Origin of the sequence: Anoxybacillus ayderensis, from assembly GCF_013761015.1 — a bacterium.
Classification (GTDB): domain Bacteria; phylum Bacillota; class Bacilli; order Bacillales; family Anoxybacillaceae; genus Anoxybacillus; species Anoxybacillus ayderensis.
Window position 1 is genome coordinate 351,509 of record NZ_JACDUV010000003.1, and the last position, 24,821, is coordinate 376,329.

24 protein-coding genes are annotated in these 24,821 nt (G+C 40.0%); 7 read left to right on the forward strand and 17 right to left on the reverse strand.

The annotated features are described in order from the left end of the window. Positions 1 to 5 precede the first annotated feature (5 nt). From HNR63_RS06450 to HNR63_RS06485, 8 genes are all read right to left on the reverse strand, one after another. Complete coding sequence (locus HNR63_RS06450; protein ID WP_181520180.1) at positions 6 to 1,196, reverse strand: MFS transporter; 1,191 nt, start codon at positions 1,194 to 1,196, stop codon at positions 6 to 8. A 102-nt stretch (positions 1,197 to 1,298) separates the two neighbouring features. Next, positions 1,299 to 1,595, reverse strand: coding sequence for a rhodanese-like domain-containing protein (locus tag HNR63_RS06455; protein WP_021094141.1), 297 nt, complete (start codon positions 1,593 to 1,595; stop codon positions 1,299 to 1,301). A gap of 11 nt (positions 1,596 to 1,606) precedes the next feature. Further along, positions 1,607 to 3,247, reverse strand: a complete 1,641-nt coding sequence (cdr, locus tag HNR63_RS06460; RefSeq protein ID WP_181520230.1) for a CoA-disulfide reductase — start codon at positions 3,245 to 3,247, stop codon at positions 1,607 to 1,609. 72 nt (positions 3,248 to 3,319) lie between these two features. Next, entirely contained in the window at positions 3,320 to 3,673 is a 354-nt protein-coding gene (locus HNR63_RS06465; protein ID WP_181520181.1) for a rhodanese-like domain-containing protein, read from the reverse strand. 66 nt (positions 3,674 to 3,739) lie between these two features. Next, entirely contained in the window at positions 3,740 to 4,891 is a 1,152-nt protein-coding gene (locus HNR63_RS06470) for a toxic anion resistance protein (RefSeq protein WP_085788402.1), read from the reverse strand. Next, positions 4,875 to 5,534 carry a 5-bromo-4-chloroindolyl phosphate hydrolysis family protein gene (locus tag HNR63_RS06475; protein ID WP_021094145.1) on the reverse strand — a complete coding sequence of 220 codons (660 nt, stop codon included), beginning with the start codon at positions 5,532 to 5,534 and terminating at the stop codon, positions 4,875 to 4,877. Before HNR63_RS06475 ends, HNR63_RS06470 begins: the two co-directional genes overlap by 17 nt. Positions 5,535 to 5,672: 138 nt before the next feature. Further along, a complete protein-coding gene (locus HNR63_RS06480) occupies positions 5,673 to 6,299 on the reverse strand; it encodes a PEGA domain-containing protein (RefSeq protein WP_181520182.1) in 627 nt (208 codons plus the stop codon). Between the two features lie 181 nt (positions 6,300 to 6,480). After that, a complete protein-coding gene (locus HNR63_RS06485; RefSeq protein WP_181520183.1) occupies positions 6,481 to 7,722 on the reverse strand; it encodes an MDR family MFS transporter in 1,242 nt (413 codons plus the stop codon). Positions 7,723 to 7,847: 125 nt separating this feature from the next. Between HNR63_RS06485 and HNR63_RS13920 the strand changes: the two genes are divergently transcribed. Beyond that, a complete protein-coding gene (locus HNR63_RS13920; protein WP_021094148.1) occupies positions 7,848 to 7,976 on the forward strand; it encodes a hypothetical protein in 129 nt (42 codons plus the stop codon). A gap of 8 nt (positions 7,977 to 7,984) precedes the next feature. Here HNR63_RS13920 and HNR63_RS06490 read toward each other — a convergent pair whose 3' ends face one another. The 4 genes from HNR63_RS06490 to HNR63_RS06505 are packed head-to-tail and all read right to left on the reverse strand — an operon-like array spanning position 7,985 to position 11,404. Then, positions 7,985 to 8,854 carry a metal ABC transporter permease gene (locus tag HNR63_RS06490; RefSeq protein WP_181520184.1) on the reverse strand — a complete coding sequence of 290 codons (870 nt, stop codon included), beginning with the start codon at positions 8,852 to 8,854 and terminating at the stop codon, positions 7,985 to 7,987. Continuing rightward, positions 8,851 to 9,750: a metal ABC transporter permease gene (locus tag HNR63_RS06495; protein ID WP_085788398.1), complete on the reverse strand. Its 900-nt coding sequence runs from the start codon at positions 9,748 to 9,750 to the stop codon at positions 8,851 to 8,853. The genes HNR63_RS06490 and HNR63_RS06495 overlap by 4 nt, the downstream gene beginning before the upstream one ends. Before the next feature lie 5 nt (positions 9,751 to 9,755). Continuing rightward, entirely contained in the window at positions 9,756 to 10,496 is a 741-nt protein-coding gene (locus HNR63_RS06500; protein WP_181520185.1) for a metal ABC transporter ATP-binding protein, read from the reverse strand. Between the two features lie 2 nt (positions 10,497 to 10,498). After that, complete coding sequence (locus tag HNR63_RS06505) at positions 10,499 to 11,404, reverse strand: metal ABC transporter solute-binding protein, Zn/Mn family (RefSeq protein ID WP_181520186.1); 906 nt, start codon at positions 11,402 to 11,404, stop codon at positions 10,499 to 10,501. A gap of 300 nt (positions 11,405 to 11,704) precedes the next feature. Between HNR63_RS06505 and HNR63_RS06510 the strand changes: the two genes are divergently transcribed. Then, complete coding sequence (locus tag HNR63_RS06510; RefSeq protein ID WP_181520187.1) at positions 11,705 to 13,015, forward strand: APC family permease; 1,311 nt, start codon at positions 11,705 to 11,707, stop codon at positions 13,013 to 13,015. A gap of 15 nt (positions 13,016 to 13,030) precedes the next feature. Here the strand turns inward: HNR63_RS06510 and HNR63_RS06515 are convergent, their stop codons facing one another. Beyond that, a complete protein-coding gene (locus HNR63_RS06515) occupies positions 13,031 to 13,999 on the reverse strand; it encodes a YbgA family protein (protein ID WP_181520188.1) in 969 nt (322 codons plus the stop codon). A gap of 360 nt (positions 14,000 to 14,359) precedes the next feature. On the opposite strand from HNR63_RS06515, the gene HNR63_RS06520 reads away from it, so the two are divergent. The 3 genes from HNR63_RS06520 (at position 14,360) to HNR63_RS06530 (ending at position 16,926) form a co-directional block, all read left to right on the forward strand. Further along, positions 14,360 to 15,712, forward strand: a complete 1,353-nt coding sequence (locus tag HNR63_RS06520) for a YjiH family protein (protein WP_181520189.1) — start codon at positions 14,360 to 14,362, stop codon at positions 15,710 to 15,712. 97 nt (positions 15,713 to 15,809) lie between these two features. Next, entirely contained in the window at positions 15,810 to 16,406 is a 597-nt protein-coding gene (locus tag HNR63_RS06525; RefSeq protein ID WP_075039647.1) for a nucleotidyl cyclase domain-containing protein, read from the forward strand. A 145-nt stretch (positions 16,407 to 16,551) separates the two neighbouring features. Then, positions 16,552 to 16,926 carry a hypothetical protein gene (locus HNR63_RS06530; protein WP_021094157.1) on the forward strand — a complete coding sequence of 125 codons (375 nt, stop codon included), beginning with the start codon at positions 16,552 to 16,554 and terminating at the stop codon, positions 16,924 to 16,926. A gap of 42 nt (positions 16,927 to 16,968) precedes the next feature. Here the strand turns inward: HNR63_RS06530 and trpB are convergent, their stop codons facing one another. Together trpB and HNR63_RS06540 are read right to left on the reverse strand one after the other, a co-directional pair. Continuing rightward, positions 16,969 to 18,132 (reverse strand): tryptophan synthase subunit beta, encoded by a 1,164-nt coding sequence (trpB, locus tag HNR63_RS06535; protein ID WP_181520190.1) that lies wholly within the window; start codon positions 18,130 to 18,132, stop codon positions 16,969 to 16,971. Between the two features lie 78 nt (positions 18,133 to 18,210). Continuing rightward, positions 18,211 to 19,137 (reverse strand): alpha/beta hydrolase, encoded by a 927-nt coding sequence (locus HNR63_RS06540; protein ID WP_181520191.1) that lies wholly within the window; start codon positions 19,135 to 19,137, stop codon positions 18,211 to 18,213. A gap of 124 nt (positions 19,138 to 19,261) precedes the next feature. On the opposite strand from HNR63_RS06540, the gene trhA reads away from it, so the two are divergent. Together trhA and HNR63_RS06550 are read left to right on the forward strand one after the other, a co-directional pair. Beyond that, positions 19,262 to 19,897, forward strand: a complete 636-nt coding sequence (trhA, locus tag HNR63_RS06545; RefSeq protein WP_246316755.1) for a PAQR family membrane homeostasis protein TrhA — start codon at positions 19,262 to 19,264, stop codon at positions 19,895 to 19,897. 229 nt (positions 19,898 to 20,126) lie between these two features. After that, positions 20,127 to 20,678, forward strand: coding sequence for a Uma2 family endonuclease (locus HNR63_RS06550; RefSeq protein WP_085788382.1), 552 nt, complete (start codon positions 20,127 to 20,129; stop codon positions 20,676 to 20,678). Between the two features lie 47 nt (positions 20,679 to 20,725). Here the strand turns inward: HNR63_RS06550 and HNR63_RS06555 are convergent, their stop codons facing one another. Both HNR63_RS06555 and HNR63_RS06560 read right to left on the reverse strand, forming a co-directional pair. Beyond that, complete coding sequence (locus tag HNR63_RS06555) at positions 20,726 to 22,702, reverse strand: acetoacetate--CoA ligase (protein ID WP_181520193.1); 1,977 nt, start codon at positions 22,700 to 22,702, stop codon at positions 20,726 to 20,728. 114 nt (positions 22,703 to 22,816) lie between these two features. Continuing rightward, entirely contained in the window at positions 22,817 to 24,739 is a 1,923-nt protein-coding gene (locus tag HNR63_RS06560; protein WP_181520194.1) for a FapA family protein, read from the reverse strand. Positions 24,740 to 24,821: the final 82 nt, after the last annotated feature.

Genomic DNA, 24,821 nt, shown 5'->3' on the forward strand with positions numbered 1-24,821 from the left:
GGTATTTATGCTCCTTCGCTTTTTAACTCTTCTTTTTTACGAAACATCGTGTACATCATTAACAAAAGTGATAAAGATCCAAACAAAACGACCATATTCTCTAATCCAATTGTATCTAACAAAAATCCAGAAGCTAACAATATAATTTGAAACGTCACGCGATCAAACATATTTTTAAATGAAAAAAATCGACCGTGGTATCGCTTTGGAACATTTGTTTGAAAAATGGTCGCAATCATTGGAAAAAAGCAACCGACGGATATGCCGAACAATCCAAATGAAGCGAGTGAAACCCATGTTATATGAGCAAAATGTAGAGATAGCTGTGCAAAGGCAATGAAACATGTTAATGCGTACATCCATTTTATATACGTTTTTTCATGAGCAGCATATTTAATGAAAAATGCCCCGAACAAAAATCCGATTCCTTCAATGGTGTATAGCCATCCTTTAATTGACGGGTCATGTTGCAATTCACTAATATTGATGACCATTAAATTAAATCCGCCAATAAATAGCTGTGGCACAATCGTTAAAACAACCGCCATATAAACGATAGGGAGTTGACGAATGATTGGAAATATGTCTGTAAATCGCTCTCTTTCTTTTGTATTGTGTTTTGTTTCACGCCTTTCTTCTTTTATATCAATAAAAAACGTAAGCGAAAATAGTAAAATATATGCAATCATCGCCCCAATATATAACGTTTGTAAACTCGTAATCATCAGTAGCGCACCACCGAAGGCAGTACCAGCAATGCGTGATAGCGCATAAATGTTCATATGCATTCCATTGACGGTCATCAATTGCTTCTCATCCGTTACGGCAAGTGGAATAATGGCTTGCAGCGTTGGAAAATAAAAAGCTGCCGCCATTTGAATCGAGATCATAAAACAAATCATGAGAAAAATAGATTCATATTTTAAAGCGAATAACATAAAAAGGACGCTCCCTACACGACCGATTCCAGCGTATAGAAGAATATGTTTTTTGTTATATGTATCAATCCATTTCCCCGCTATTGGACTAACAATTACACCAGCAAGCAAACCAGAAAATAAAATAAGCGACTTTACAAAGTCGGAAGGAATATGTTTCTGCATAAATTCTAAATTCCCAATGATTCCAAGCCATAAGCCAATTCCTGCAATAAACTCCCCTATGAAAATAAGCATAATATTTTTATTTTTCCACATACGTATTCCCCTTCACTTATATCTCCCTTCCAATACATGTCTTTCATTTTACAATAAAACGATTAAAAATGCATAAAAAATAAGACTGGCACATCGCCAGTCTTACTCCACTTCTCCTTCCCAACTCATCATGCCACCGACCATGTTTTTTACATGGAAACCGCGTTCCGCTAGCCATTCGCACGCTAATGCACTTCGGCCACCGGAATGGCAAACGACGATGTACGTTTTATCCGGATCAAGTTCGTTTAAGCGAGCAAACAGCTGGCCGAGCGGAATATGGCGTGCGTTTGGAATTTTTCCTGCCGCTACTTCGTGTGCTTCACGAACGTCTAGTACTTCAACATTTGTTTCATGGCGCAATACGTCCGCTTGTGTTGGTAAAATATTCTCAAACATGTCAATCCCCCTTATTTTACACTTGAATACAGTTTATACCCGCCGTCTAAATTTTTTGCTTGAAAACCATGTTCTTGTAAAATGCGCGTGGCTAAATATCCACGTAAACCAACTTGACATGTGACATAAATCGTTTGATCTTTCGGCAATTCATGAAGACGGTCACGCAAATCATCAAGTGGGATGTTGATGCTTCCTGGAATTGCTCCTCTTGTCTCTAATTCTTTCGGTGTGCGAACATCAATGAGCAAACCACCGTTAGCAACAATGTCATCAATTTCATGCCATTGTACTGTTTCAACCATGCCATCTAGCACGTTTGACGCTACATATCCGGCCATATTGACTGGATCTTTTGCTGATGAAAATGGAGGCGCATAGGCTAACTCTAAATCAGGCAAATCGTATACAGTTAATCCACCTTTTATCGCCGTTGCAATGACGTCAATGCGCTTGTCGACTCCATCTTGTCCAACTGCTTGTGCTCCATAAATTCGACCTTGACGATCGAAAATTAACTTTAACGTCATTTGTGTTGCACCTGGATAATAGCTTGCATGGCTCATTGGATGAACGTGAACGACTTCATAATCAACACCGTGATGTTTTAATATTTTTTCGTTCAATCCTGTTGCTGCTACTGTCATATGAAAAATTTTAGCGATCGACGTACCGAGCGTTCCGCTGTACTTTACATCGCGGCCGTTAATGTAGTCAGCGACTAGTCGACCTTGACGGTTTGCTGGCCAAGCAAGCGGAATGAACGTTTCAAATCCGTGAATAAAGCTTTTTACTTCAATCGCATCACCGATTGCAAAAATATTTGGATCAGACGTTTGTAAATGTTCATTTACTTTAATGGCACCACGAAAACCAAGTTCCAATCCTGCTTCTTTCGCTAACTGGCTTTCCGGCTGAACACCAATGGCTAAAATGATCATATCTGTTTCAATCGTGCGACCACTTTTTAACACGACGCGTCGACCTTCGTTTTCAAACGATTGCACACCGTCTTCTAAAATTAAATCGACACCGTGTTCTTTCATATGTGTGTGCACAATTGCTGCCATCTCGTAATCAATCGGTGCCATCACTTGATTCGCCATTTCTACAAGCGTCACATGTACACCGCGCTCTGTCAAGTTTTCAGCCATTTCTACACCAATAAATCCCCCACCGATGACGACAGCACGTTTCGGTTTTTCGTTATCAACAAACGAACGAATACGATCTGTATCCGGTACATTACGCAACGTAAAAAGTGCTTTTGCCTCATCAATCCCCGGAATCGGCGGTACGATCGGCTTAGCACCTGGCGACAAAATAAGAACATCATACGGTTGTTCATACTGTTCATTTGTTCGTAAATTTGTTACAGTGACCGTTTTCCGTTCACGATTAATGCTTGTGACTTCACTTAAATTGCGCACATCAATGCGAAATCGTTTGGACATGCCATCAACCGTCTGTACAAGTAGCTTGCTTCGCTCTTGAATCACATCCCCAATGTAGTACGGAAGCCCACAGTTTGCGAATGAAATATATTCACCTCGTTCAAACATAATAATTTCATCTTTTTCGCTTAACCGACGCAAACGTGCCGCAGCAGAAGCCCCTCCAGCTACACCGCCAACAATAACAATTTTTCTCATCATCTATCCCCTCCATATACAAGTACATGTAACCGTATTATATCAAACAATCATTTCATAAAGTTTGAACAGTTAGTGACATTTTACCATCTTTAATGCATTTGCCTGCTCATGTTCCTTTATATAATATCCTTGTACAGAAAAATGATAACGTCTAAGCAATCGAATCGCGACATTTTTCTCCAAATGGCTTTTTGCAATGACGATCACTTGACGGTTTGGAATGGCTTGATAATGACGTTTTAAGTACGCAACCGGAATCCGGAGCGCTCCATTCATCTCGTCTTTCTCATTGTAGTCACGCACATCAAGCAACGTCACATGTTCATATGATGATAAAGATGTCAACCCTTTGACACCACGAACAGGTACATAACGATAATACAAGGCATATAGTACGAACAAAGCAATGACTGTATAAATCATGTTGTCTTACCTCCCTTACACATCATACCCTAATAGGTATATAAAATCAATAAAAAAGAGCTGATTTTATTCAGCCCTTTTTAACGTAAGTAGTCGTTGTTTTAATTGTTCTTCCATTTCGATCAGCTCTTGCTCTACTCGTTGACGCTTCATGCGACCTTCTTGTTGAATTTTTAACGTTTCTTCCAGTGTTTCTAACAAATTTTCTTGCGTCTTCTTTAACGTTTCGATGCTGACAAGCCCTTCTTCATTTTCTTTTGCCGCTTCAATTGTATTTATTTTTAACATCTCTGAGTTGCGCAACAGCAACTCATTCGTCGTTTTTGTTACCGCTTTTTGCGCTTCTACCGCTTTCTTCTGTCGAAGGAGCGTTAGTGCGATGACAAGTTGATTTTTCCAAAGCGGAATGGCTGTCAAAATGGACGATTGAATGCGCTCGACTAACGTTTGATTGACATGTTGAATGAGCCGAATTTGTGGTGCCGTTTGAATCGTAATTTGCCGACTTAATTTTAAATCATGAATGCGTTTTTCAAGTCGGTCAGCAAATTGAATCATATCATTTACTTCTTGCACATCCATTTGATTTTGCGACTGTAACGCTTTTTTCTCTAGTTCTGGAATCGTTTTTGTTCGCAGTTGTTCGAGCTTCAACTCAGCTGCAGCGATGTAAATGTTTAAGGCATCAAAGTATTCTTTATTTTTTTCATACAATGTTTCTAACATCATGATGTCACGAAATAACATTTGGCGATGTTTTTCAAGTTGATCAGCAATCCGATCAATGTCGACACCTAATTTTTGATATTTAGATAAAATATGTTGCACAGACTGTGTGACAGATTGAAACATGCGCGCGAAAAAGCTTTTTTTGTTCATTGCAAAATCTTCAACGTTTACTTCTTTCATTTTTGTCATTAGCTCTTGAATGACTTCTCCAACAGGTCCGGCATCTTTTTTCTGCACATGGTTTAAAATCGAATGTGAAAAGCGTGACAACTCCGCTTGTGCTGCTACACCATATTGTAAAATAGCTTGATGGTTGCGCGGATCAATTTGTTCTGCAAGTGCTAACGCTTTTTGACGATGTTCTTCTTTTAATTGGTCAATGAAACGCGAAGATGATGGCTTGTCCCTTACTTCTGTCACTTCACCAAATGGATTGGCAAGCAACGAATCGATCGAACTTGTCCAAAGCATTTCATCGTTTTTGCTCATGCTTTTTCTCCTCCGTTATTGTTACTGTATGTTTTATTGGTAAAGAAATGGGATCCTCTGATGCAATCGTATGTTTCACAAGTTTTACTTCCGTCTTTAAATCAAACAAATCTTCTTCAAGCATGTCCAACAGTTCGTTTTCTGCTTTCGTTAGCGCAAGACTAAGCGCTTCCTCTGCTTCATGAATCGCCTGACGAATCTCCTCACTTTTTACTGGTTGTTTCGTTAAATAAATGTATTTATCAATAATTGTAACAATAGAGTCTAACGTTGTGTTAAAAAACGGTTGTGCGACAGCAAGACGATCCGGTTGTTTTTCGACAATTTCAATTATTTTTTGACAGATGGAGTACAAACGGGAAAGTTTAGAAAACATCGCGACTGAACGAATTCTCCACAAACTTTGTCCTATTTTCCGAACCTTTTTTTTCGCATCTTTCAATCGCTCGTCCTTAAAATCGTATAATTGATCTTTCTTTTCTTTTTTCTTCATATAAAGTGAATACATCACCCCTATGCTTATACCAATCAAAAATGAAATAAAAAACGGCAAACGAAATGCAAGCAACGAAATGAGGGCACTAAATAATCCAACGTTCCATGATACAAACCATCGCCATATCGTTCGAATGAATCGTTTCATCGTTTTCCTCCAATCGTCTATGATCCTTTATTTTACTATGATTTTTTACTAAATGGAAACGCTGACTGTATTACGTACGAGCGAAAAAATATGTTTCAATTATTCATAAAAAAAGACGCAACGTATCGCTGCATCCTTTTAATTGAAATCAAGACGGATGATTCGAATGCGTTCACCGCCGAAAAGCGATATTGTTTCCGTTCGTTCGTGTTCATCAGTAACGATCTTCACTTCGTATAAGCCTGGAACATATGTCCCGACTTTCGTTAACGGCACATTCGTTTCTCCAATATAATCGTTGTTAACGAAAATGCGTGCTCCTTTCTCATTCGTTTGTACATAGACGTGATATAACGCGGGCTCAAATTTGTATGTTCCTTGCGACAATTTCATTAAAAAAATCGGTGGAGTTGACGTTAATCCTTTTATGTAAACTCGATCATCTTTTTGCCGCTCTAACTCTTTTCTTATTCGGTCATAGCCTTCTGGGTGTTGGCGCAAATACACAAAAAGCGGTGAGAGCGACTTATGATGTAATGGTTCATTAATAAATTGACGCAACGTATGTACATCTTCTTGACGCAACGCGATGATAAATTGCTCGATTACTTTTTGCTCATTCGTCTCTCGTTTCACCATTCCCCATGCCCCGACGACACACGCGCTTACAACGAATAATAAACACACAAAAACAAATCGTTGTTTTCGTTTTCGTCGTTCGCTTCGTGTCATCGCTTCTTTTTGTAATCCCCCTTGTTCATTCACACGTATTTCCCCTCTTTTTCTCATATTTACATCATCATATGTATGAGAAGAAAAGGGAAAATATGAGAAAAAGAAGAGGTTACACACCATATATGTACATCACGGTGTGCGCCTTGTCAACGACAACGTCACTGCTTCCCAATACGCCCATTTTTTCTTTTTTGTAAACCATCCAGAATAATCATGCTTGTTTTTCCTCCATCGCTCGAAACATGATCGCATACAGCCAAGCACTACATACGGCAAGTAACGTTAAGATAAAAAACGTCCAATGATACGCAAACGGCAACGTCAAAGCGAGCGGTGCCATCATGCGCCCAAGCGTAAAACGTAAGCTCGCTGCAGCAAAATATTGTCCGCGCATATGTTCAGGTGCTAATTTAGCAACAAACGTTTGTTGTAAGCCGACTGTCATCAGTTCTGCTAGCGTAAATAAAGCAATTAAAAAGATCATCATCCATAGCGATGTTGTTTGACCAAAAAGGAAAATAGCGATTCCGTAAAAAAGTGAAGAAAAGACAAACACCCATTTTTCTTTATAGTTTTCCATCCACTTCGTCACAGCTACCGTAAATAAAGCGACAAGCAATCCATTTTCAGCAATAAGAACACTAAACGCTTTCTCTCCGCTCAACGAAAAGGACCATTGTCCGATGGAAAATAACGTTTGCTGTGACACAACGTCTTTCACATATACAGGAATTAAAATATCAAGTTGCATAAACGTTTGTGCTACGAGAATACCGGCAACAATAAACAAAAGAAATGTACGGTCTTTTGCAATGAGACGGTAATTGTTTAATTGCTCCACAAAAAACATATACCACGTTCCTGTTGTTTTTCCCCATATCGGTGCGGTTTCCTCTAAATAAATAGAAAGAACAATAGCGACGATACCACAAAACGTTCCTGCGATTAAAAACAAGAAAAAACGATGCTCAGGATAAAATATGCCACCAAGCAATGGACCGATGACAACCATGATGTTATTGACCGTATAAAATACAGCAAATACACTACTTTGGTCTTTTTCCGAAACAACATCAGCCACCATTGCTTGGCTAGCAGGCCAGTAAAGTGAACCACATACCCCTACGAGAGCAAAACAAATAAAACTCATGAACGGCGATGAAAATAACGGAGAATTGACCAATGCAAATAACAAAAAAGCAAGCGCTTGTCCACAAGCAGCAAACACCATCATTTTTTTCCTTCCGAATCGATCAGCCAAATACCCGCCAAGCAAATTAGCAATCACAGAAAATAATTGCGAAATAACAAGCAATACACCTGTTTTTTCTTTACCAAATATCTCTGAAAAATAAATAGCGATAAAAGGAAATATCATCCAAAATGTAACCCCGACCAATGACTCTCCAATTAACCGAATGCGTAAATTCCGATCCCAATCTCGTATTCGCATCGTATCCCTCCTTTCAAACAACTATTTTTTCATTATACCATTTTCTTATAAACATTTTGCTTATAAAAAGAAGTTGACAAAATGACAGAAAAATAAGAAAATAAATTCAAAAGGAAGTGAGCACAGTGAAAATAGTGAAAAATATTATTGTCTCTTATGCGACGGTTGTGACAATTATTGCATTACTTCCTGCTTTTCTTATTACAAATGATGTGAGCATTGTGGATACGTTTCTTTCCTCAATAAAAGATTAATCTCCTGCCTAGGCAGGAGATTTTTTTAGCCACTTTCGTAATAGTCCGTGTTTGGGCGCAATCCATAAAGAGATAAAAAAGATAACACCTGTTGATACAGCAATCGCTCCGGAAATGGATACATTGAATACCGTTGCAATCGTGTAACCGATCATTGACGCTAACACACCAATGAACGCACTGCATATAAGCATCACACTTAGCCGATCCGTCCATAAGTATGCCGTGGCACTTGGTACAATAAGCATCGCTACTACTAAAATGGCACCAACACTATCAAATGATGCAACGGTCGTTAATGACAACATTCCCATCAATACATAATGAATCAATACAACCGGAATGCCGAGCGTGACTGCCATTTCATGATCAAATGAGCTAATTTTCAATTCTTTGTAAGCAAAAACGATGCAAAATATATTGATAGCTAAAACAAATCCAAGCAACCAAATCGCTTTCGGACCGATACTTTTATCCCCGACTTCAAGCACATCCCAAGGCACAAATGCAATCTCTCCCATTAATGCATGTTCAACATCTAAATGGACACGATCTGCAAAGAGAGAAATGAGGACAACACCGATAGCAAACAAACATGTAAACACAACTCCGATTGCAGCATCATTTTGAACCCCTTTTTGATGCAGCCATTGAACGAGAAATGTCGTGAGCAATCCAACAATTAATGCACCAACGAGCATAGACACACCTTGGAGATGATGACTGATCATATACGCTCCAACAATGCCGAGCAACACACTATGGCTAATGGCATCGGACAGCATTGACATTTTTCGCAACACTAGAAATGTACCGACTAACCCGCAGTTGATGCCGACAAGAGATGCAGTGAGTAAAATCCACATCGTATAACTCATAGTTGCTCTCCTCGCTTATACATGAGCTGTTGAGATTGCAATTTTTTTCTTTCTATATGGCGCCGAATCATTTTGCTACATAAACCACGTTTCGGAGCAAATAAAAATGAAAAAATAAACAGCATCGTCGCAAAAATAATAACAAGCGGACCAGTCGGTGCATAGGCGATTAAACTGATATATGCCCCGGCAACCCCCGATAAAGCACCGAATCCTCCGGCTAATAACGTCATCCATTCAAGCTTTTCTGTCCAATATCTCGCAGCTAATGCGGGGGTAATAAGTAGTGCGGACATTAACACAACGCCTACTGCTTGCAAACCAATCACAACAACAGAAACGATTAAAAACATGAGCACACCATTTAACAGCGATACGGGTATACCAATTCCTTGCGCAAACGCTCGGTCAAATGTAATGATTTTAAACTCTTTAAAAAAAATGAGAATCATAATAATGACCGTTACAGCTGTTGCAGTTAACACATTTACATCACTTCCAGTCAATGACGCTGCCTTTCCAAACAAAAAGTCGTGAATTCCACTTTGATTTCCGCCTTCATGTTGATTAATCCATGTCAATAGCACAATGCCTAAACCAAAAAATACAGACAACACAATACCGATCGCAGCATCTTCTTTTACACGCGTATGTTTAACAATAAACTGAATGCATATCGTTGCAATATATCCCGAACAAGCAGCACCAATAAGAAAAAGAAGTAGCGATTTTTGTCCATATAAAAGAAACGCGATACAAATACCAGGAAGGGCAGCATGCGCCATCGCATCTCCTATTAAACTTTGTTTTTTGAGCAAGGCAAACGTTCCGATCATCCCGCTTGCTAATCCAAGCAAAGCCATGCTTGTAAATACCCATTGAACATTAATATCCATCCTATTCACCCCACAATATGTGTGGAAGAAAGAAAAGTCACTTTTCCACCATACGTTTTTTGAATATGATCATACGTAAATACGCTTTCCGTCTCTCCAAATGCAATGACACGCTTATTTAGCAGCAAAACGTAATCAAAGTAATCCCGTACCGTTTGCAAATCATGATGAACGACTAATACTGTTTTTCCACGCGTTTTTAATTCATTTAACAGTTGGACAATCGCTTTTTCTGTTGCTGCATCTACCCCAACAAACGGTTCATCCATGAAATAAATGGAAGCGTCTTGTGCTAGCGCTCGCGCCAAAAATACACGTTGTTGCTGCCCACCAGATAATTGGCTAATTTGCCGCTTTGCATACGGCAACATGCCGACTTTATCTAAACATTGCATAGCCATATCTACGTCTTCTTTTTTCGGTCGTTTCCATAATCCGATATGACCGTATCTCCCCATTAATACGACGTCAAGCGCATTCGTCGGAAAATCCCAATCGACCGAATTTCGTTGTGGAACATACCCAACAAGATGGCGTTGCTTTTCATATGGTTGACCGTATACAAAAACATGTCCGTGCATACGCGGAATAAAATTTAACATCGCTTTCATTAACGTTGATTTTCCCGCCCCGTTTGGGCCGATCACCCCAACTAACTTTCCTTCGGGAACAGAAAACGACACATCCTCCAATACAAGTTGCCGGTCATATGCAACTGTCATTTGTTCTACAACTAACGGATTCATCTTCATTCCCCTTTCAACGCTTGTGTAATCGTTTTGACGTTGTAACGATACATACCAATGAATGTCCCTTCTTCTGTCCCTTTTCGGCCGAGCGCATCTGAAAAGAGCTCCCCACCAATCGAGACATGATGTCCACGCTGTTTCGCTCCCTCGACAACTGCTTCGATCGCTTTTTTCGATACACTACTTTCCACAAACACCGCTTGAATATTTCGAGAAACGATGAGGTCAACGAGTTCTTGTATATCTTTCAATCCGTATTCTGCATCCGTGCTTAATCCTTGCAACCCAACTACCTCAATATCATACGCGCACCCAAAATAATGAAAGGCATCGTGCGCTGTAATTAAAACGCGCTGCTGCTTTGGAATGGAACTAATTTCTCGTTTTGCTTCTTCTTTTAATTTCATCAGTTCGGATATATATTCTTCTCCTCGCTCTTCGTAAGTTTGCTTATGTTTCGGATCGATCGCACTTAACTCATCTTTTACCGTTCGAACAGCATAACTCCATAAATCAAGATCAAACCATATATGCGGATCATATACTCCATCTACGTCAATTAATTTTTCTTTTGGAATTGCTTCACTGATTGGAACAACCTTTTTCGTTTTTGACATTTTAGAGAATATTTCCCCTAGTTTTCCTTCTAAATGAAGACCGTTATAAAAAATGACGTCTGCTTGACTTAGCTTTTGAATATCTCCTTGTGTCGCTTTATACAAATGCGGATCTACCCCTGGCCCCATCAATGCTTCTACATGAACATGCTCTCCTCCAACACGTTCAACTAGATCAGCAATTTGCCCTGTCGTAGCGACAACATAGATGACGTCTTTTTTATGTTCTTTCGTTTCACAACCAAACAACAATAATAAAGCAGTCCATACAACCAGCCACCTTTTCATATGCATCCTCCTCAAAAGTTGTATAAAGGTATAAAAGTTTCCCTAGCGCAAAATAAAGTCAAAAAAATTTGTTTGCCGCCCATCATATGCATAAACAAAAAATGTTGTGACATGTGGAACAAGCAAACAATGATGATTAAGGTTAAAAAAGTTTCTTTAAACCAACTTTAATTTTATCTTATTCGTTTCCTTTCATCGTGTCAATGTTTTAATTTTCAAAAAAACAATTTTTTCTTCATCTCATGCTATAATAGCGATTGTTCTTTATAAAAAAACATTTGTCCTCAAGAGGTGAACAACATGGTGAACACAAAACTAAAACGAAGCATCGGCTTTATTACAGCGACAGCCATTGTCATCGGCACAGTCATTGGTTCAGGAATTTTTATGAAACCAGCGATCGTCATCGACTCAACTGGAAATTCTACACTTGCTCTTCTCGCATGGATCATCGGCGGAATCATTACTTTAGCAAGTGGGTTAACGATTGCAGAAGTAAGCTCAAAAATTCCTGAAACAGGTGGATTGTATGTGTATATCGAAAAAGTGTATGGACGGTTTTGGGGATTTTTATGTGGATGGGTGCAAACAATCATTTATGGTCCTGCCGTCATCGGTGCACTAGGGTTGTATTTTGGTGCATTGTTTGCTGGTGTTTTTGCACTACCAAAAGAAAGTGAGCTTTGGATCGGAATCATTGCTGTCTTATTTTTATCCGTTGTGAATATGCTTGGTTCACAGTTTGGTGGAATTGTTCAAAGTGTGTTAACTGCGGCGAAACTATTGCCTATTTTTCTTATTATTATCTTTGGCGTAGTAAAGGGAAATGTACCTATTTTCGACATGGATAGTGGAAACAGCCAAACGATCAGTATGGGAGCTGCTGTTTTAGCAACTTTGTGGGCGTATGACGGATGGATGAACGTTGGATTTGTTGCTGGTGAAATGAAAAATCCAGCAAAAACGTTACCAAAAGCGATTATTACTGGTATTCTTATCGTCATGTTTGCCTACGTGGCTGTGAATATAGCATTACTTCATGTACTTCGTGCCGATGAAATTGTTGCACTTGGACCGAATGCGGCAAGCGAAGCTGCGACCATCTTATTTGGGGCATTCGGTGGGAAATTCATTGCTATTGGTATTTTAATTTCTATTTTCGGCTGTTTAAATGGAAAAATACTTACGTTTCCGCGTATGCCATTTGCTATGGCAACAGATGGTTTGTTTCCTTTTTCTAAATATTTGGTTCATATTCATCCAAAATGGCGCACCCCTGTCTTTGCGACAATGATGCAAATTGCCATCGCCATTGTCATGATGTTGCTTGGAAATGCAGATCGCTTAACGGATATTGCTATTTTTAGCGTCTTTTTATTTTACGGTTTTGCCTTTTATGCGGTATTTTTATTACGAAAATCATCCTTATCTAGCGAACCATTATATCGGGTGCCACTTTATCCATTCACTCCAATCGTTGCCATTGTCGGCACAGCATATATTATTATGAGTACAGTACTTCATGCACCGCTAGATACGTTTTTATCGATTGTTGTTACGTTATCTGGTATCCCAGTGTACTATGCTATGACGAAAAAGCGACAAGGATAATCCTTTGTCGCCTTTTTAATAATCTCTTCCTTTTCCAGAGTCCGTCACGTCAAGCAATGGTTCTGGATAAGGCTGAAAATATCGTTGTTTCAGTAAATATTTATTTTGATAACGAATGGCCCATGAACGAATGACTGTTGTCACACTACTTAGCGGTAACTTTTCTGCACGATATTTTTCAAGCAACTCATGGACATAACGTTTTTCATCACCGCTTAATTCATGTTTAAAATAACCGATCATATGTTCACAAACATTTATGTTTGAATTCCGGCGTGAGCGACGAGCAAACAGCTCATATAATGTTTGTTCATAATATAAAAATACTTCTTCTATCGGTAAACGATCTCGATTCGCGACAATGTTGCCTAATTGTTTCAATTTTTGTTGGTGATAAGCCATAAATAAATATTTATGCTCCGCATGAAATTCAACGAGATGGTGGTGTGATTTTGACTCTTTGACCTCTCGAAACAAAGCAAGCGTAAATAACTTCGTCAAAAAATGTTCTCGAATAACGAAGTTCGTCAATCTACCTTCTTCTTCCACAGCTTTATGTGCAAACATTTGTAACACATGTTTCGCGAACATCCCGCTCCCCTTTCCTGATGCAGGTCCTTTTTGTTCGCTACGATATATTTTGACGTCTTTTATTCCACATGATGGCGACCGACTTTTTAAAATAAATCCATCTGCATTCGACAATTGCGTCAAAAATGAAACAGAAAACTCTTTCATTTGTTCGGTTATATCCATTCCGGTCGATGGTTGAACGAGCCGAACATGGTCCCCATCTTGAACGAGCCGAATCGTCTCGCGCGGCGTACCAAGCCCGATGCGCACTTCTGGACAAACAGGAATAAATTGCACAAATGGTGCGAGCTTATGTACCACTTCATCGTTTAGTTGATCACCGTTATATCGACAAGGAGAAAAACCAAGACATTCACTAACAACGACGATTGGTTTTGCATAATGCCACATCTGTTATTCCCCCTTTGCTTGTTTTTGCTTATCATATCGCACAAACAAAAAAAATACACGCATCGATGTGCTTACAAAAACAAAAAATTTCGAATTTGAACGTTTATACAAAAAAATGATTGATTATATGTCCATTTTGTTTTATTATGCTTTATGTTGCTTATTTTGCAATATTAAAATCGTTATTAATTCATAATTTCGTATGTATATAAGCGTACACTTTTATATTTATACATCCATACAAAATAATTTATATTTCTGAATCATTTTGTTATATTGACTATTTTTATTTTTATATTACGATAGTAGTAATGTTATGTATCCGTTTTCAAAATATGTAGTGGAAAGGTGGTTTTTTAAATGAATCATACTCAGTCACACAAGCTTATTGACATACTAAAATTTCTCGTTCCATCACTTATCGGTGTATTCCTTTTTATGATTCCTGTCCCTTATAAAAGTGAAATGACTATCCCTGTAGCCATTTTAGCAAAGTGGGTCGAAGGGAATTTTGTTTCTGTCATCCCATCCATTTCTGTTTTATTTATGTTTATCGCAACGATTGGCACAATTATCGCCAAAGTAGCACAACCTTCTTTTATAATGAATAGCTCGTTTCTTCGTCGATTATTCGATGTGAATGGCTTGTTTGTCGTTGCCCGTATCGTTGGTACAATTTTAGGGGCGATGACATTAGGGAAGATTGGCCCGGAATGGGTATGGTCAGAAAACACAGGTGCTTTGTTGTTATATAGTTTAATTCCGATTTTGTTTTCTGTCTTTTTATTTGCAGGACTATTTTTGCCGTTACTTTTAGATTTCGGCTTACTCGAATTGTGTGGTGCACTTTTAACAAAAATTATGCGTCCGGTATTTAAATTACCTGGTCGTTCATCTATCGACTGTATTGCTTCTTGGTTAGGGGATGGAACAATTGGCGTATTGTTAACGAATAAGCAATATGAAGACGGCTTTTATACGAAGCGAGAAGCAGCGGTGATCGGAACAACCTTCTCTGTCGTTTCGATTACATTTAGCATTGTCGTCATTACGTATATGAAGCTTGAACATATGTTTGGAGCGTACTATTTTACTATCGTCGTTGCCGGTCTCGTAGCAGCGATTATTATGCCGCGTATCCCACCATTATCTAAAAAACCAGATACGTATTATCATGAACATCACGTACCAGTGGATGAAACAGTACCAGCTGGGTACACACCTTTTCAGTGGGGACTAAAACAAGCAACAGACGTTGCTAAACGCAATAGCGATATGGGGAAACTATTAAAAAACGGCATACAAACAGTCATTGATATGTGGTTAGGTGTATTACCTGTCGTCATGGCAATTGGAACGGTTGCATTAATTATTGCCGAAACAACGCCGGTGTTTGAATGGCTCGGTAAACCGTTTGTACCACTTTTAACACTCCTACAAGTACCAGAAGCATCAGCTGCTGCACAAACGATGGTTGTTGGCTTTGCAGACATGTTTTTACCTGCCATTATTGGTAGCGGCATTGAAAGTGAATTTACTCGCTTCGTCATTGCTTGCGTTTCCGTAACACAGCTTATTTATATGTCTGAAGTAGGTGGATTGCTGCTCGCATCTAAACTACCAATTACGTTTAAAGATTTAGTTTTCATTTTCTTACTTCGCACACTCATTACATTGCCAATTATCGTTTTTATAGCGCATTTCATCTTTTAATGTGAAAAGGGCGATCGTCTCGCCCTTTTTTATTTTCCCTCCATTTGTCCACCCCAATAGCACGATTGTTTCATAATATAGAGAGAGGTGACAATATATGTTTAAGAAACATATGGGAAAAACAATTGGGTTATTCATTAGTCAACTTGTATTATTTTCGGAAGCGATCGCTATGAGTGATACGATTGATGTAACACAATTACATGGAACGGAATTATATGTTGTCGTCGGTTTTTATGTGTTCCAAACCATTGTAGGTATTTATTTTGGTAATCGTTATGATCGAAAAACTTGCGTCAAAGATTTAATATATCAGCTAAAAAGCAAAGACTTTGCTACAAGTACATTTGAAAAAATCGCAGCGCTCGTTGATCGTGATCCGGATAGTCGTCTAACCATTTATTTACTCCGTACGAAACAAAATAGCCAACCACAACAAAAAGCAGCATTTGAACAACTTTTAGTCGAAGAAACACGAAAAAGCGACATCATCGCTAAATGGTCAAATGATGAATACTTGATTATTGCTGTCGAAAATGCTGTGAAACCGTCTACAATGATTGAACGAATCAGACGAAATAGCCCCGTATCTTTTCTTGTCGGTTATGCGACATATCCAGTCGAAGGAGAGCAATTGCAACAGCTTTTACAAGTTGCAAAGGAGCGCATGTATGCTACACGTACGACAAAATAAGCGATTCAACACATATATAAAAAATAGTTTGTCCATTTCCACAAATTATGATAAGATGACGGCAAAGGCATTTCACCAAATTCCTCTTCATACTCCTCACTAGAAATGCCGTATACCTCTAGGATGAAAGGTAGGTGAATCAGGCGTGCAAGAACAACTTCTCCTTCAACTTGTTAACCTCGTTCAAAACTTAGCAGAAGACATGCAATGGATGAAACAAGAGATTCAGACAATGAAACAAGAGATTGGTGAATTAAAAGCAATCGTTCATAGACATGAAGAAGATATTCGTTGGTTGAAAGAGCAAATGAAGGAAAATACAGCAATGATTAAAGCCATTCGAGACAACCAGCTAGAGCAACGTAGCATTCAAGATGCAATGCGGCATGAAATTGCTCACATCCGAGGAGAAATGGCCACAAAACAGGATATCGCTTATATTCACGAACGACTCGACTATCAGCTTGGTCGTATTGCACGCACAGAAGAAGAATTGCACATGTTAAAAAAGGCGAATTAACAAAAAAACGTCGTTCCCCATGATAGGAACGACGTTTTTTGGCTAACTTCTCAACATATGAAACACTTGCTCGACATCTTTATCACCACGCCCCGATAAGTTGACGATAATCATTTGATCAGAATTGAGCGTCGGGGCCAATTTCATTGCATATGCAACGGCATGAGCACTCTCTAAAGCCGGTATAATTCCTTCTGTTTTTGAAAGCGTTTGAAATGCTTCTAACACTTCCTCGTTCGTCACCGTATAATATTCTGCTCGACCTGATGTTTTTAAAAAACTATGTTCTGGCCCAATTCCCGGATAATCAAGTCCCGCGGCAATAGAATATGTCGGTTGTGGATTTCCTTCTTCATCAAGCAAAACGAGACATTTAAAACCATGAATGACCGCAGGAACACCTTTTGTGAGCGTAGCGGCCCGCTCCGGTTCGACACCGATTAAGCGCACACTCGGTTCATCGATATAATGAGCAAAAGCACCAATCGCATTACTGCCACCACCCACACAAGCGATCACTGCATCAGGCAAGCGTCCTTCTTTCTCGATAATTTGCCGCTTACTTTCTTCACTAATAATAGATTGGAAATGCTTCACGATCGTCGGATACGGATGTGGTCCAACCGCTGAACCAAGCAAATAAAATGTATGTTCATAGTTTTGGACATAGTCGTTTAACGCCTCATCAACTGCATCTTTCAATCTTCCTTGTCCCTTCGCTACAGAAACAACCTTCGCCCCTAATAACTCCATCCGAAAAACGTTTAATGCTTGCCGTCTCGTATCTTCTTCCCCCATATAAATCACACAATCCATCCCAAACATGGCACAAGCTGTCGCTGTCGCCACACCGTGCTGTCCGGCTCCTGTTTCAGCAATAATACGCTTAGCACCCATTCGTCTCGCTAATAAAATTTGCCCGATGACATTGTTAATTTTATGGGAACCGGTATGATTTAAATCTTCTCGTTTTAAATAAATTTTCGCCCCACCAAGTTTTTCAGTTAACCTTGAAGCAAACGTGAGCGGATTTTCTCGTCCGACGTACTCTTTTAAATAAAACGTAAATTCCTTATGGAATGTAGGATCGTCCTTGTATCTTAAAAACTGTGCCTCTAAATAGTCTAACGCTTCCTGTAACGCCGGTGGTACAAAGCTTCCACCAAATTCTCCAAAATACCCTCTTCTCTGCTCGACTACGCTCATCTTCTTTCCCCTCTCTATTTTCAAATTTACTACAAGCATACCTATCTTTTTATCAGAAGTCAATGAATATTCAGAATTTTATTCTTTCACTTTTTCTAAAAATGCTAACATACGCTGAATATATTCATCTTTATACATCGCAAAACTTTTTACATGTTTCGCTTTGTCGGTGAGCCAAAGTTCAAATATGTCTGGATGTTTGTTATACATTTTTACACTTTCTTCATATGGGATGGACGGGTCAGCTTTGCTATGAATGAATAAAATGGGACGTGGCGTAATCGTATCAACTGCTTTGATCGGAACAGATTCCGCTGGATCTAAATCAGTAATCATCGGAATAAGGGTAATAATTAAGTACGTAAACGGAACGTTCGGTAAGTTCGTCCATACAGGCATATATGTCCGCAAATATCCTTCTAAATCGCTAAACGCACTGTCGGAAATAACGGCTTTAACATCTTCATCCATACTTGCTGCTAAAATCGACGTTGCCGCTCCCATCGACACCCCGTAAAGAGCGATCGGTTCGGAATAGTGTTGTTTCGCGTAATCGATGACACCGAGCAAATCGTATTTTTCTTTCGCACCAATCGTTGTCATCTCCCCTTCCGATTCACCGCTGGCACGAAAATCAAACATGATGACGCGATACCCTTCGTCTGTTAGCGCTTTGGCAATTGGTAAAAACGGCACGTTTGGTTCGTAGCGGTTGCCGCCATAACCGTGTGAAAAAATAACGGTCATTTTCGCTTGTTTCGTCGGTTCGATGACCCAGCCTTTTAGCTTTAGTCCCCCATCTTTACTTGTAAATGTCACATTTTGATAAAACATTCCGTAATCTTTTGGTGTCTCAACGACCGCTTTTCGCTCTTTATGCGTCAAATTCCAGCCGACGTAAATCGAAATAGCAACACATGCGATCACCGCAAGGAATAATACTCCAATGAGTGATGGTACGAGCCACTTTTTTGTATTTCGTTGCCTTTCCAACTGTATTTGCATCGTTCTCACCTCTCTCTTTTTTCCCATTATATCGCGAACAAAAACAATAATGAATAAAAATGTACGATATGTATGTATATGTGGTAGAATAAACAAAATGTCTTTCACGAAAGGAATGAAACCATTGGCTTTTACACATACATTTACGAAAGAAGAAGAAATCGTTCATGCGATTACACATGGAATTGGTGCGGTGTTTAGCATCGCAGCGCTTATTATTTTGACGGTCATGGCTGCGATGCACGGAAACGCTTGGCACATTGTTAGTTTTACATTGTTTGGGAGCACCATGTTGATTTTGTATGTATCATCGACAATCGTACACGCCTTGCCAGAAGGACGATGGAAACGGGTATTCGAAATTTTCGACCACTCGTCCATTTACTTTTTTATCGCAGGCACGTATACACCGTTTTTATTTTTAGCAGTGAAGGGGGCAATCGGTTGGACGTTGTTTGGCATCGTCTGGGGGCTGGCCCTCATCGGAACAGTATTTAAATGCTTTTTCGTCAATCGCTTTTTATACACATCGACAATGATTTATGTTGTGATGGGCTGGTTAATTGTATTTGCATGGAAACCGCTCGTTTCTGCTTTATCACAAGAAGGAGTCGTGTATTTAGTGAGCGGTGGCATTTTATACACGGTCGGCGCAGTTTTTTACGTATGGAGAGGGTTTAAATTTCACCATGCGGTTTGGCATGTGTTTGTGTTAGGTGGGTCTGTCGCGCACTTTTTCGCAGTGTTTGTATTGCTATAAAGCAAGGAACCAACTTGGCTCCTTGCCTTTTTCTTTATACTCCGACTTCCCTCGTTTCATTTATCACTAAATCAAAATAACGAACCGATAACATCTCGTCATCGAATAATAGTTCATCCTCTTCACCTTTATTTCATTGTACGTAAAAGTCAACGAAAAATGTTTATTCATATCAAAAGTACATTTGCTATAATGGTAACAACCATATTCAGAAAGGTAGGAGGACGATATGGTCTTTCCGCAAGAGCGAAAACCGTTTACGTACGCAGAGTATGTACAGCTTAGCGATGGTGATCGTTATGAAATGATCGATGGAAAGCTTTACAACATGGCACCAACTCCTACTCTGAAACACCAACAGGTGGTCACGCTACTTAGCGCGGAGTTTGTCACGCATTTACGTGGGAAAACATGCCGTGTATTCGTTTCTCCGATCGATGTTTGTTTTTCTAATGACGAATGGGTTCAACCTGACATTGTTATCGTCTGCGATTCGAACAAAATTAGCGATGAGCGCATTATTGGGCCACCTGATATCATTGTCGAAGTGCTATCGCCGTCTACCGCAAAAAAAGATCGTTTAATTAAATATAGACGATACGAACAGGCAGGGGTGCACGAATATTGGATTGTTGACCCCGTTCATGAGTATGTGGAAGTACATGTGCTAAAAGACGGAGCATACCAGCTTTACGGTACGTATTTTAAAGGAGACGCGATTCCTGTTCAGCTATTTGGGCATTTTTCGATTCACGCAGACAATATTTTTCTCTCACAATGAAAAAAAGAACCATGCCTAAGGCTGTTGCCAAACGGCAACAGCCTTGCTTATACGTTCGAATGTTCCCATTGTTTTGCAAGTTCAATAAAGAAAGAAAGCGATTCGGAGTTTGCCATTGAGCCGACGTTCACCGCTTTTTCGAGCGGGAAGCCTAATAAAAGTTTGCGAATAGGGATTTCCATTTTCTTACCGTTTAACGTTTTTGGGATTTGGTCGACTTGGTAAATCTCTTCTGGAATAAAGCGCGGTGATACGTGCGCTTTAATGGCTTCTTTCACTCGTTGCTTTAATGCATCGTCTAGCTCTACACCTGGCTGAAGGACGACAAACAATGGCATAAACGATTTCCGCCCCATCACTTCTAAGTCAATGACTAAGCTGTCGAGAATGCCTTCAACCGTTTCAACAGCACGATAAATTTCGCTCGTGCCCATCCGCACGCCCGCACGGTTAATCGTCGAATCGGAACGGCCGTAAATGACGCAACTTCCTTCGTCGTCAATTTTAATCCAGTCCCCATGTTTCCACACGCCTGGATACGTATCAAAATAGCTTTCGAGATAGCGGCGGTCGTTTTCGTCGTTCCAGAAAAAGAGCGGCATCGACGGCATCGGTTCCGTGATGACTAGTTCCCCGACTTCGTTGATCAGCGAACGTCCATGTTCATCAAACGCTTGCACATTCGCCCCAAGCGAACGGCATTGCAGCATGCCGGCACGAACCGGCAGCACCGGCGACCCACCGACAAACGCGGTGCATACATCCGTTCCCCCACTGCATGACACGAGCCAAACATCTTTCACATGTTCATACACCCAAAGAAACCCTTCGGTCGTCAGCGGCGATCCGGTCGACAGAACCGCTTGCAAATGAGAGAAATCGTAGGTATCTTTCGGCCGGATGCCTTGTTTCATGCAGACGTTAATAAACGCTGCGCTTGTGCCAAAATGGGTGATTTTTGCTTTTTCGGCAAGTTCCCATAACACGTTCGCATCTGGAAACGTCGGACTTCCGTCGTAAAGTACGACTGTTGCCCCGACTAACAGCCCGCCAACTAAAAAGTTCCACATCATCCAACCAGTCGTCGTAAACCAGAAAAACGTGCTATCGTGTGCAATGTTGTATTCAATCGATAAAATTTTCAAATGTTCTAATAAAATGCCGCCATGTCCTTGTACAATCGGCTTTGGCAATCCCGTTGTCCCGGAAGAATATAAAATCCAAAGCGGATGAGCAAACGGCACTTGTTCATATATAAGCTCGCCTTCTTCTTTCAACACGTCCGTCCATAACAAAACAGACTCGTCCCACGGACTGACATCGTTGCGTAAATACGGAACGACAATCGTCTTTTTTAACGATGGCAGTTTTTCTTGTAATTCTTTAACAATAGGCACTTTGTCGAACGTTTTTCCGTTATATTGACAACCGTCCACCGCAAACAAAATCGTCGGCTCAATTTGTTGGAAACGGTCGATGACGCTGTTGGCACCAAAATCCGGGGAACAACTAGACCATATCGCGCCAATACTGGCGCACGCCAAAAACGCAACGACTGTTTCGGGAATGTTCGGCATATAAGCAACGACGCGATCGCCTTGTTTCACGCCAAGTTTTTTCAATGCCGAAGCGACCGCTTCTGTTTGTTGTTTTAACTCTTCCCATGTCACTTCACGTAGTGAAACACGCTCAGAACGAAACAAAAGCGCTGGCTTCTCCTTCATGTTGCGGAAAATATGTTCCGCATAGTTTAACCGTGCACCTGGAAACCAGTTTGCTCTCGGCATTTTTCGCTCCTCAAGGACGCACGTATAAGGCGCGGACGATTGAATCTCCCCATATTCCCACACTGTTTCCCAAAATTGCTCAAGTTTCTCGACCGACCATTTCCACAGCTCCGCGTGCGACTCAAACCTCAGCCCTTTATTCGCTTCTAACCAATTCATATACTTTTTTACGCTTGATTGTTCGATTTGTTCTTTCGTTGGTGTCCATAAAATATCCCCATCCGTAACCGCTTTCATTTTTCAACCTCCCTTTTGAAAAAGAAAGAAAATTAAGAACATTTTTATTATACTATATGCATAGATGAAAAAATATATAAAAAGACGCATGGCCTTTGTTGCCAATGCGCCTTCTTATCCAAATACAATTTCTTGACGTTCATCGTCCCATTTCATTTCAACATATTTTTTTTCTTCATAAAATGTATACGTCCTTTTACCGAATTGCACAACAGTTCCTTCCCACGCGTGTTCAATATAAATGATCTCCCCTTTTGGCACAGCCAATACGGTCTTAATGCCAAGTGAAGATCCGACTTCTTTCACTTTCATTCCTTTTTGAGCATACGCTTCTCCACCGCGCAATACCCCATGAACCGTCAATGTCCCACCGGCATAAATATTGCAATTGTAACATCCTTTTCCTGTCACAATTACATCACCACTTCCATGAATGACGCTATTTAAAGCATAAGAAAGCTCTATCGCATCATTCTCTTCACGGTCATATTGTCCGATAAACGTATTGAGTTCACGAAGTAAATTGGCCATCCCTTCTAAACAATGAAAATGATTCGGACGATCCGCAAACAAACAGCCGTCCAACTGCGAACCGATATCAAACCATTGTTCGCCAATTTCTTCTCGCTTTTGCTCACACAGTGTTTTATACTGTTTCATCGCCTCCATCATTGTTTGAAATTTACTTTCCACTAACTTTTTCGTAATTGGATAAATATCTTGTTCGCGAATTTTAGACATGACCATAAGTTGTTGGATCGTAACAATCATTCGCTCAAGTGAGTGGCGAATTTGTTGTAATAAACCAATAAGCTGCGTAACAAGCATTTTATTTTCCCCTGATGTCACTGTACCACCAATGACGTTTTGTTGAATAAAAATCGATTGTTGCGCACGAATTTTTGCTCGATTGACATTTTGTAAAATCATAATGCTACCAAGTGCCTCAACAACCATTTCTTCTTGAACGTTTCCTGCAATCTCAACATCACCTTTAAAATAAATATTTCCTACAGATAAATCCACATCTCCTTGATGAACGAGCTTTGGAATGATGGAAACGACAACTGTTTTTCCTTTTTTTGCTATTTGCGGTCGTCCCCCCTGTATAGCTAAAATGCGATTTTCATCCATCGTTACCCCTTTACCAAGTTTAATTGTCACCGGATGCACTTCTTTCACAGGGATCACTTCGTTTGTCACCGTTAACCCTGGTTTCCCTTGTTGCGGGGGATGAACAACAGCAATTAAATCTCCTTCACCAACAGTCGCAATCGTTTCTATTTCCCTATAATCAACTGTCCCGTCTTCACGAACTTTTGGCTTTTTTCTCCCCTCCCCTACTTTTACTTCCACCCAACCGTCTTTTCCTTCGATTGGTTCAATTCCTTTTGCGATCACAGCCGTTATTTTTTTCTCTGCCTGCAACGCCTCTCGAATAGCTTCTTCATTCACTCCATACACGATTCCTAATTCTTGGAGTTTCGCCATCACTTGCTCATATGACACATCATAGATGAGTTCTGTCTCCATTTTCGCTTGTATATGTAATTTGCTAGCTGGTTGCTGATCTTCAAGTACATATCGGCGTCGTACACCCGGTGCAAACGTCAGCGTTGCCTCTAGCTTCTTAGCATCTATGTCAATTTTCCAAACAGATTGGGCGATGCTTTCTTCTTTCGGATAAATGCGAACGTCGTCTCCTTCTTGTAGCGTTATACTTCCTTCGATCGCTTTTCCGTTATGTAAACAGATGACTCCTTCACCAACGACAATCGTTGGACCTTCATGCACACATTCATAATGTAAAACACCGTCTTTCACCCACGCTTTACCTTCTATTTTTTGGATAACTGATTCTGTTTGTTGCTTTTTTGTCAATCGGACAATAGCAGGTTGCGAAACGATACCGAACAACTTTTTACGTTCTTGTTGAACGATTTCAATGACTACATCTTCGCGCGTCACTTGAAGCTGCTTTAGCCCTTCTTCAATCGCTTCTTCTACCGTTTGTCCTTTTACTTCGATGCCATCCATTTTTCCCCCGCCTTTTTCCTTATCATTTACTATTATTTTTATTATAATAGTAAAAAGATAAAAGAAATAGTGAAAAAAGTCG

Bases quoted from the DNA above. Each gene is read 5' to 3' on its own strand.
- HNR63_RS06515 (WP_181520188.1), bottom strand. From the start codon at position 13,999: ATGTGGCATTATGCAAAACCAATCGTCGTTGTTAGTGAATGTCTTGGT.
- HNR63_RS06540 (WP_181520191.1), bottom strand. From the start codon at position 19,137: ATGCAAATACAGTTGGAAAGGCAACGAAATACAAAAAAGTGGCTCGTA.
- HNR63_RS06450 (WP_181520180.1), bottom strand. From the start codon at position 1,196: ATGTGGAAAAATAAAAATATTATGCTTATTTTCATAGGGGAGTTTATT.
- HNR63_RS06495 (WP_085788398.1), bottom strand. From the start codon at position 9,750: ATGGATATTAATGTTCAATGGGTATTTACAAGCATGGCTTTGCTTGGA.
- HNR63_RS06520 (WP_181520189.1), top strand. From the start codon at position 14,360: ATGAATCATACTCAGTCACACAAGCTTATTGACATACTAAAATTTCTC.
- HNR63_RS06500 (WP_181520185.1), bottom strand. From the start codon at position 10,496: ATGAATCCGTTAGTTGTAGAACAAATGACAGTTGCATATGACCGGCAA.
- HNR63_RS06475 (WP_021094145.1), bottom strand. From the start codon at position 5,534: ATGAAACGATTCATTCGAACGATATGGCGATGGTTTGTATCATGGAAC.
- HNR63_RS06485 (WP_181520183.1), bottom strand. From the start codon at position 7,722: ATGCGAATACGAGATTGGGATCGGAATTTACGCATTCGGTTAATTGGA.
- HNR63_RS06465 (WP_181520181.1), bottom strand. From the start codon at position 3,673: ATGATTTATACAGTCATTGCTTTGTTCGTACTATATGCCTTGTATTAT.
- HNR63_RS06525 (WP_075039647.1), top strand. From the start codon at position 15,810: ATGTTTAAGAAACATATGGGAAAAACAATTGGGTTATTCATTAGTCAA.
- HNR63_RS06490 (WP_181520184.1), bottom strand. From the start codon at position 8,854: ATGAGTTATACGATGTGGATTTTACTCACTGCATCTCTTGTCGGCATC.
- HNR63_RS06560 (WP_181520194.1), bottom strand. From the start codon at position 24,739: ATGGATGGCATCGAAGTAAAAGGACAAACGGTAGAAGAAGCGATTGAA.
- HNR63_RS06470 (WP_085788402.1), bottom strand. From the start codon at position 4,891: ATGAGCAAAAACGATGAAATGCTTTGGACAAGTTCGATCGATTCGTTG.
- HNR63_RS06505 (WP_181520186.1), bottom strand. From the start codon at position 11,404: ATGAAAAGGTGGCTGGTTGTATGGACTGCTTTATTATTGTTGTTTGGT.
- cdr (WP_181520230.1), bottom strand. From the start codon at position 3,247: ATGAGAAAAATTGTTATTGTTGGCGGTGTAGCTGGAGGGGCTTCTGCT.
- HNR63_RS06455 (WP_021094141.1), bottom strand. From the start codon at position 1,595: ATGTTTGAGAATATTTTACCAACACAAGCGGACGTATTGCGCCATGAA.
- HNR63_RS06510 (WP_181520187.1), top strand. From the start codon at position 11,705: ATGGTGAACACAAAACTAAAACGAAGCATCGGCTTTATTACAGCGACA.
- trpB (WP_181520190.1), bottom strand. From the start codon at position 18,132: ATGAGCGTAGTCGAGCAGAGAAGAGGGTATTTTGGAGAATTTGGTGGA.
- HNR63_RS06550 (WP_085788382.1), top strand. From the start codon at position 20,127: ATGGTCTTTCCGCAAGAGCGAAAACCGTTTACGTACGCAGAGTATGTA.
- HNR63_RS06555 (WP_181520193.1), bottom strand. From the start codon at position 22,702: ATGAAAGCGGTTACGGATGGGGATATTTTATGGACACCAACGAAAGAA.